At 62.7% G+C, this 8,537-nt stretch carries 8 protein-coding genes; 5 read left to right on the top strand and 3 right to left on the bottom strand.

Going from position 1 to position 8,537, the window contains the following annotated elements; all coding sequences use genetic code 11:
- Window positions 1-265 precede the first annotated feature (265 nt).
- The gene (locus tag ABIB91_RS32835) at window positions 266-712 is read left to right on the top strand and encodes a hypothetical protein (protein WP_354170680.1); all 447 of its coding nucleotides are present in this window, start codon (window positions 266-268) and stop codon (window positions 710-712) included.
- A 4-nt stretch (window positions 713-716) separates the two neighbouring features.
- Here ABIB91_RS32835 and ABIB91_RS32840 read toward each other — a convergent pair whose 3' ends face one another.
- Both ABIB91_RS32840 and ABIB91_RS32845 read right to left on the bottom strand, forming a co-directional pair.
- Window positions 717-920, bottom strand: a complete 204-nt coding sequence (locus ABIB91_RS32840; protein ID WP_354170682.1) for a hypothetical protein — start codon at window positions 918-920, stop codon at window positions 717-719.
- On the bottom strand, window positions 917-1,096 hold the full coding sequence (locus tag ABIB91_RS32845; protein ID WP_007601079.1) for a hypothetical protein: 180 nt from the start codon (window positions 1,094-1,096) through the stop codon (window positions 917-919). The genes ABIB91_RS32840 and ABIB91_RS32845 overlap by 4 nt, the downstream gene beginning before the upstream one ends.
- 202 nt (window positions 1,097-1,298) lie before the next feature.
- Here ABIB91_RS32845 and ABIB91_RS32850 point away from each other — a divergent pair, with 202 nt between their 5' ends.
- Entirely contained in the window at window positions 1,299-4,373 is a 3,075-nt protein-coding gene (locus ABIB91_RS32850; RefSeq protein ID WP_354170684.1) for an ATP-binding protein, read from the top strand.
- Between the two features lie 5 nt (window positions 4,374-4,378).
- On the opposite strand, the gene ABIB91_RS32855 is transcribed toward ABIB91_RS32850, so the two are convergent.
- Window positions 4,379-5,473 carry a catalase family protein gene (locus tag ABIB91_RS32855; RefSeq protein WP_354170686.1) on the bottom strand — a complete coding sequence of 365 codons (1,095 nt, stop codon included), beginning with the start codon at window positions 5,471-5,473 and terminating at the stop codon, window positions 4,379-4,381.
- A gap of 440 nt (window positions 5,474-5,913) precedes the next feature.
- On the opposite strand from ABIB91_RS32855, the gene ABIB91_RS32860 reads away from it, so the two are divergent.
- The 3 genes from ABIB91_RS32860 (at window position 5,914) to ABIB91_RS32870 (ending at window position 8,379) form a co-directional block, all read left to right on the top strand.
- On the top strand, window positions 5,914-6,741 hold the full coding sequence (locus ABIB91_RS32860; protein ID WP_354170688.1) for a CmcJ/NvfI family oxidoreductase: 828 nt from the start codon (window positions 5,914-5,916) through the stop codon (window positions 6,739-6,741).
- A gap of 107 nt (window positions 6,742-6,848) precedes the next feature.
- Window positions 6,849-7,160, top strand: coding sequence for a septal ring lytic transglycosylase RlpA family protein (locus tag ABIB91_RS32865; protein ID WP_007601095.1), 312 nt, complete (start codon window positions 6,849-6,851; stop codon window positions 7,158-7,160).
- Between the two features lie 49 nt (window positions 7,161-7,209).
- Window positions 7,210-8,379 carry a Gfo/Idh/MocA family protein gene (locus ABIB91_RS32870; protein WP_354170690.1) on the top strand — a complete coding sequence of 390 codons (1,170 nt, stop codon included), beginning with the start codon at window positions 7,210-7,212 and terminating at the stop codon, window positions 8,377-8,379.
- Window positions 8,380-8,537: the final 158 nt, after the last annotated feature.

An 8,537-nucleotide genomic window follows, 5' to 3' on the forward strand; every position in this document is an offset into this window, starting at 1 on the left:
TAAATCGGGAAGGTGGTTGTTGGTTGCGAATGCGCCGGAAGCTTAATGCTTTGCCGTGGTGATCGGGCCCCAGGCACCGTCTTGCCGGTGTCACACGCGGTGAGGTTGTCGAGCCCGTCGGGACCCGGTTGATCAGAATGGAGGCATGCGTCTTGTGCGGTGCACGCAAATTCGGGGCCGAATTTCTGGCTTTGACCTTGCGCCAGGATGGCCGATCATGGGCTGCATCCATGTCCAAGCAAAATGTCAGACAGGGAGTAAGACGATGACGATCTGGAAGACGGCAATTGCATGCTCGCTGGCCGGCGCGGTCATGGCCGGCCAAGTCGAGCAGGCGGCAGCGGGCCCGATGCCCACCAATGTCGCGACCATGAAGGCCGCGGCCGGCGATGATGTCACGCAGGTCTACTGGCGCGGCCGAGGTTTCGGCTGGGGTATTGGCGGCCTCGCCGCCGGCGCGATCATCGGCAGCGCCATCGCCAGCAGCGCGCCTTATGGCTATGGCTACTATGGCGGCGGTCCGTATTACGGCGGCTACGGATATCCCGGGCCGGCTTACGGTTATGCTCCTGCCTATTATGGCGGCTATGGACCAGGTTACGGTTATGGCGGCTACTACGCGCGTCCCCGCTATTACGGCTATCGCGCCTATCGTCCATATTACGGTCCGCGCTACGGCTACTACCGGGCCTATCACCGCGGATATTGGTGATCGATCAAACGGGCGGAGCGCCTCGCCGCAGCGCGATGATGCTGAAGACGTTTGAGGGCCGCTGGACGCAAGCGGCCCGATCGGCTTGCGCGCGTTGAGCCCGGTGATGCGGCACGACGAGCCGGCCATGCCCGCCCGCGACAATCCCGATGCAGATCGCGACGATGATCGCGATCTCGATGCACCATTCGAGCGGTCCCGAGTTCATGGCAGCGCGATGGTGTTGGCGAGATCGAACTCGGACAGGCCCGGGCCGCCGCACGCAAGGTAGATGGCGACGAGGAAGATGCGGCTGAGGACGGTGACGCCCAATATGACCCTGACGTCGTAATGGCGAATGGCCAAAGCGAGAGGCGGGATCGCCAAATGTTTTAAAATGCTCATGGCCAACTCCTTGCCAAAATTCAGGCATCGACTGCCTGTCGACTGAAATGACAGCGTGATGAAAAGGCCGTCCGACGACTTACCGGCGTCTCTGAAATGGACAGGCCGACGCTAGTACCGGCGCAGGGCGCAGGTCTTTAGCGTGCCCTTACATTTGGCTGAGCTTTGCCTTAAGATCAGGGATCATCCGGGGGTCGGAGCCGTGCGTACAGACGCGCTTGCCTTTGGTGAATTCCGCCTCGACCGGGCCAACGCGCTATTGTGGCGAGGCGGGGAGCGGATCGCGCTGGCGCCGAAGCCGTTCGAGGTTCTTTGCTATCTCGTCGGTCGGCCCGGTGAACTCGTCACCAAGGAAGAGTTGCTCGACGCAGTCTGGTCCGATCTACACGTCAGCGAGTCGAGCCTCGCCGTTGCCGTGAACGCGCTACGCTCGGTGCTCGGCGACGACAGGCAGTCCCCCAATTACATCGAGACGGTCACGCGGCGCGGCTATCGCTTCATTGCGGCGGTCGCGACCGCCGAATTGCCTGCGATCGAGCGGGCGCCCGAAGAGGAGGCGGCGTCCGTCACGGAGCAGGCTGCCGATCGACGGCGGCACTGGAGGGTCGGGCGCACGGGCGCACTCGACACGCTGGACAAGGCGTTGCAACTCGCTCGTACCGGACAGCGTCAGGTCGTCTTCATCACCGGCGAGGCCGGGATCGGCAAGACAACCCTCTTGCAGATGACGCTCGACAGGATGAACCAGCAGGGACTGGGCGTGCTGCACTGTAGCTGCAACGAGTTGTTCGGCACCCATGAGGCCTTTCTTCCGCTGATCGGAGCGCTGAACGAGTGCTGCCGTCGAACCGATGGAGCATCGCTGCTGACGTCGATCCGCGAGCACGCGCCGACCTGGCTCGCGCAAATGCCCGGATTCCTCGGAGAAGCAGACCGGGCCGCATTCCAGCATGAGGTCTTTGGCGCAACCCGGGAGCGCATGCTGCGCGAATTTGCTGATCTCATGGAACATCTCGCCGTCACGCGACCATGGGTGATCATCCTGGAAGATCTGCATTGGAGCGACTTTGCCACCGTGGATGTGCTCTCCCGGCTTGCGCGCCGGGATCGGAGGGCTTCTATCCTCGTGCTGGCCACCTACCGGCCGATGGAAGTCGCCGTCGGCGGACATCCTATCCGTGCCGTTCACCAGGACTTGCGGATTCATGGACACGCCACCGAGCTCGCGCTCGATCGACTGACCGGCATCGACGTCGAACGCTATCTTTCGCTGCGCTTCAACTCGGCCGATTTCGCCAGAGAGCTGGTCGAGCGCATCTTCGCGCGAACCGGCGGGCATCCTCTGTTCGTGTCGTCTCTGCTCGATCATCTCGTGGCGCAAGGCGCGCTGGTCGAGCACGAATTGGGCTGGCGGCTGGTCAGCGAAGACGCGGCCTCGCATGACAGCATGCCGCGCGATCTGGAAGGAATGATCAAGCAGCAGATCGATCACCTCACCGTGGACGAGCGCTGCCTGCTCGAGGTCGCCAGTGCGGCGGGAGCGGAGTTTTCCGCGCTTCATATCGCCGGTGCGCTGGACCGTCCCGTGCTGGATGTCGAGCAGATGTGCGAGGACCTGGCACGGACCGATCGCATTATCGTCGTGGCTGGCATGACCGAGTGGCCGAACGGAGGTGTCTCCGGTCGCTATGCGTTCCAGCACGCGCTGTACCAGGAGATCCTCTACCAGCGGCTCGCACCGGCGCGCCGCACGAAAACCCATGCGCTGCTTGGGGCAGGGCTCGAGCAGGGATACGGGCCGCAGGCTGTAGAGATCGCCGCGATTGTCGCGCGCCACTTCGAATTGGGCCGCGATTTCCCGAAAGCGATGCATTATCTGGGCGCGGCGGCCGAGGGCTCGGCGCGAAGGTTCAGCACGCGCGAGGCCGCCAATTACCTGTCCCGCGCCTTGGAACTGGTGCCGCATCTGCCGCCGGAGTTTCAGGTGGCGACACGTCTGAAGTTGCTGCTTCAGCGCGCCTGGGCCTGGCGGGCCAGTGGAGATTTCCTGAATTCCCTGCAGGATCTCAGCGCCGTCGTCGCGCACGCGGCGGAGAACGGGCACGTGCGCGAAGAGGTGAACGCGCTGGTCGATCTCAGCAGATTTTGTCTTTACGTCGATCGACGCCAGAGCCTGCCTGTTGCGGAACAGGCCCTTGTCAAGAGCAGGGCGATCGACGACGCCGCATTCAGCGCGCTGGTCCAGGGGAACGTTGCCAATTTGAAGCTGATGCTCCGCGGCTGGGATCGCGAGAATGCGGACCTTGCCGAGCATGCATCAGCACTGATCACCGGAGAGCAGGATCTGAGCATGCGGCTGCGACGCTGCTCGATGGAGATGGTGCTGGAATTCCTGCGCGCGAATTACCCGGCCTGCTGCGATGCGACGACCCGGGGAAAGGAGCTCGCCCGCCTGGTCGGTGACGTCTATCTGTTCGTCCTCTATGAATCGGTCGAGGCGTTTGCCCAGATTTATCTCGGTGAATGGGGACGGGCGCAACGAAACGTCGTCTCCGCGTTGGCCATCTCGGAGCGGAATGCAAATCCGCAGGCCGTCGCGCTGTGTCATCTCACGATCGGATGGCTGTATTCCGAGGCGGAGGAATATGGCAGCGCGTCACGGCGTGCGGAGGATGCGCTCGGCCCGATGATCGAGGCCAATCCGTTCACCTTCTTCGTCGGCAGGAACCTGCTGGCGCGAGCTTATGTCAGGATGGGCGACCTGCCTCGGGCGCGGCAGCATCTCGATGCGATGGAGCGGCGAATGGAGGTCGACCGGGTGCCGATGGAGTCGCTGGTCATCCCCCACTATCTGCTGACTTGCTGCGACTATTGGATCGCGATTGGCGATCTGGACCGCGCCCAGAGCTCGGCCAACCAATTTCACGAGGTGACGAGCGCGGCACCCGACCGGCCGTTTCTCGCGCTGTGCTACGAGGCCATGGCGAGAATTGCGATCGTGAAGCAGGATACGCAACTCGCCGGCGGGCATTTGGCGGCGGCCACTTCGATTCTCCGCCATGCCAGGCTACCGCACGCCGCCTGGCGGGTTTATCGCACGACCGCGGTGGTCTATGAGAGCCTCGGACAAGCGCAAAGGGCTGCCAAATGGCGGGACCGCTCCAGCCAGGTGATCGCATCGCTGGCAGAGACGCTTGATCCCGGCGATCCGCTGCGCTCGGCGTCCTTTTTCGACGCAGGCCGGGACACCACCGGGCCTCATCATGAGGGACGGTGATCGGCTCAATCCGGCAGGTCCGCGATCTCTCGCGGTTCGCCGGGCCGTTGCTTGACCTTGAATTGATTTTGCTGCTGCCGCAGCGTGCGGGAGGCACTGTAGGCATCCCTGCGCAACCGCATGATCGAGCCGAGCGGCTGATGCGCGGCGAGACATCGCCATGGGTCGAACGAAAGCACCTCGTCGGAATAGACGCGACGCGCGGGGCTGTCGGCGGTCTGGCGCGGAAGCGTGATCTTGCCGAGTGCTTGCGGCGGCGCGACGTCTTCGGGCCAGTCGATCGAGGCATCTTCGATCGGTGTTCGCTCCAGGTCGGTGCAGAGCTGGGCAAACAGTTCGTACTCGGCCGCATTGTCCTTGAAGAAGGCGACGACGCTGTTCAGCACGGCATGATCGGCATCGTGGCAGGGTTGGCCGGTGAGTTGTCGAACCGACGCCGAGATCGGCACCAGGCGAAGCCTTGCGATATAATCGCCAAACCGCAATGCTCCCTCCGTGTGAAAGGTTTCTCCGAGGATGTTGCTGCCGGCATCACCGAGCGCTTTCAAGACGATCGGGATCGGAATGCCTGTTCTGTCCGATGCGGCGACCAGCACGCGCGCGAGAAAGCCTATGGGTACGTACGCCAGATCAGGCAGGAACAGGGTGCGCTCGACGTTGTGCTGTGCGCGCATATAGGCCATCGCATCCGCGAAATAGCTGGGGTGATTGACGAGCAGAAGATCCTGGTTCGTCGAATCGTCGTCGCCGAGCGCCTTGGCCCCAGTCACGCCCAAGACCTTGATGGCAAACCCCCGCGGCGAGCGTACGCGATCGCTCCTGTTGAATGCGGTGGAGAGGCGGACGATGATCGGGAAGTGGCCAGCCTGCTTGAACAGGCCCTGGCGCAGATGATCCGGCAAATCCTCGTAGACGATCAGCTCGCCCCGGAGATAGCCGGCGCCCTTGGCGTGCTGCTGTCGGGTTCCGTGCTTGTCTTTGTGAAAAGTGCGATCGCTCGTTCGCGAAATCGAGGCAACGATCTCCTCGACGGCCGCCGCTTCCTCCGGCCGGATTTGTTCGACGGACGGATCGTAACGAAGATACTGATCGGCTGACATGGCGCTGATCTCCAGCCCGAAGGTCGCCTTCCCATTGCAAGCGTCGACGGCCGCAGGGTGAATGCCACTGTAAGCCCGTCCGGTCGGGATCGGCAACCCGAGAGCGAGTTGTGATTGCCTGGACAGGCCGTGGCATGAGGCATCCTGTTACCGACGCTATCACACGCTCGATGCTAGGCCAGCGGCGTCTCGGAAGTCCTTATCGGCTCCTTATGTTGTCCTGATCTTTTCCTTAAGGCCTGGCCGGGGCACGAGATCTCACAAGCTCTCAAGCAGCCGTGAAGCGGACAGAGCGCATTCCAATCCGACAGGATTCCGCGAAACGTTCGTTCTGCGTTTCATGCTAACGACAACACCCGCATTGCTATTTGCAAGACCTTCCTTGCGCCGCGCTCCCTCCCATCAAAAATCATAACGACGACCACATCGGGAGACCGGCCATGGGCCTGCAAGAAACAAAAATCGAATCGCTTCCCTTCGTCACCGCTGAACTCAACTATCTCGCGCCGGTTTCCGGCAAGCCGCGCACCTATGCCTTCGATCCGCCGCCTGGCGAGCCCAAGAGCACGTCGTTGCCGGAGCCGCATCAGGTCCCAATCTTCGATGCGCGACTGATCGCACAAAATTTCTCGCTCGACCGCGAAGGCTTTGCGCTGGTGCGGCATCCAACCCGAGTGAAGGACTTCAGCAACGACGAAGAGGTGAGGGCGGTCTACTATCCCGCCGTCGAGGCCTTCCTGCGCGCAACGCTGAAAGCAGACCGCGTCGTCATCTTCGACCATACCGTCCGCAGGCGTGTCGAGGGTGCCGCGGATATTCGTCAGCCGGCAACGCGCGTCCACGTCGACCAGACCGCAGTCTCGGGCGCCAACCGTGTGCGCGAGCATCTGCCCGACGAGGCCGAGGAGTTGCTAAAGGGCCGCGTCCAGGTGATCAATCTGTGGCGGCCGATCCGCGGTCCCTTGCGGGATTCGCCGCTGGCGATGGCTGACGGCACGACGGTCGCGCCTGACGATCTCGTCGCCTCCGATCTGATCTATCCTAACCGCCGCGGCGAGACTTATTCGGTGAAATATAACCCGAACCATCGCTGGTTCTATTTCCCCGAGATGACACCGGACGAAGCACTGCTGCTCAAGTGCTACGACTCCGCAACCGATGGCCGCACCCGCTTCGGGCCGCACACCGCGTTCGTCGATCCGACCACGCCGGCCGACGCGGCGCCGCGTGAGAGCATCGAAGTCCGCACGCTGGTCTTTCACAAATAGCAACAATGTGTGATGGCACCGCCGGGCGTGGCCCGGCGGCGGCTCAGGAACTCACCGGAACCAACAAACGTTGCTTGCGCGGGGCAGGGCCAACCGGGAGCGGTGCCGTGCGAGCGCAGACCACGCTATTTTCTTGCCTTGCCACTTTTTCGCTTTCTGCAGTTTCCTTTGCCCAGGCCGAAAGCGGGCTTGCCTCCTATTACGGATACGGAAAAGCCGGGAAAGGCGAGTTGACCTGCGCGCACCGGACGCGCCCCTTCGGAAGCGTGCTGAGGGTGTCGTACGGCAGCCGCTCGATTCAATGCCGCGTCAACGATCGCGGCCCCTTCATCCGCGGCCGGATCGTCGATCTCTCGGTGCCGGCCGCCAAGGCGCTGGGCATGATGAGTGCCGGCGTGGTGCGGGTCTCGGTGGAATAGACCTGCCAGCGCGCTATAGTGCTGCCCAAAGCATGGGTCAGGGGGCGCTATGGCCAGGATCAGGGTGGGACTCGTCGGCTGCGGGTTCGTGTCGGAGCTGCATATGTATGCGTTCCGGCGCGTCTACGGCGTGGATGTCGAGGTCGCGGCGGTCGCTGCGCGCGGCGACCACGTCGTCGAATTTGCACACCGCCACCAGATCCCACGGGTCCATCGCAGCTTCGCCGAGCTGATCGCGGACGGCGAGCTCGATGTCATCGACATCTGCACGCCGCCCAATCTTCATGCGGGGATGATCGTCGCCGCCATGCAGGCCGGCAAGCATGTCATCTGCGAAAAGCCGTTCGCCGGCTATTTCGGCCGTGACGGCGACCGGCAGCCGATCGGCAAGCATGTGCCGAAGGCGCTGATGTATGAGCGTGTGGTGGAAGAGATGGACGCCACGCGTGCCGCGATCGAGCGCACCGGAAAACTCTTCATGTATGCGGAGGACTGGATCTACGCGCCGGCCGTGACCAAGACCGCGGAGATCATCAAGGCGACGAAAGACAAAATCCTGTTCATGAAGGGCGAGGAGAGCCATTCCGGCTCGCATGCGGTCCATGCCGCGCAATGGGCGATGACCGGCGGCGGCTCGCTGATCCGAATGGGCTGCCATCCGCTCTCCGCCGTGCTGTATCTCAAGCAGGTCGAGGCCAAGGCGCGCGGTGAAACCATCCGCGTCGCCAGCGTCAGTGGCGATGTCGGCAATGTCACGGCCGTCCTCAAGCCGGAGGAGCGTACTTACATCAAGGCCAATCCTGTTGACGTCGAGGATTGGGGCACGCTGACCGCGACATTTTCGGACGGCACCAAGGCCACCGTGTTCTCCGGCGACATGATCATGGGCGGCGTGCGCAATCTGATCGAGACCTACACGTCAGGCGGCTCGCTGTTTGCCAATATCACGCCGAACAATCATCTGATGAGCTACCAAACCTCCGAGGAGAAGCTCGCCTCTGTCTACATCACCGAGAAGGTCGACCGCAAAACCGGCTGGCAATATGTCTGCCTCGAGGAGGAGTGGACCCGCGGCTATCTCCAGGAGATCCAGGACTTCATGGAATGCGCCGCGACGGGACGCCAGCCGCTGTCGGACCTGGCGCTGGCGTATGAGACGATCAAGGTGAACTACGCCGGCTATTGGGCGGCGGAGGAGGGACGGCGGGTGGTGTTGTAGAGCCGCGGTGAACTCACTGACCCAGCCGCAGGCACGCTGCTAATCCTTCTCCCCTTGCGGGCTTGTTGCGTAATCCGTCAATTGTGATTCTCTAAGGCAAAGCCTTGGAGGAATGACGATGGCGGTGAAGCAGACGGGGCAGCCGAGTTTTATTGAGG

It is taken from the genome of Bradyrhizobium sp. JR4.3 (assembly GCF_040547695.1).
Classification (GTDB): Bacteria; Pseudomonadota; Alphaproteobacteria; order Rhizobiales; family Xanthobacteraceae; genus Bradyrhizobium; species Bradyrhizobium canariense.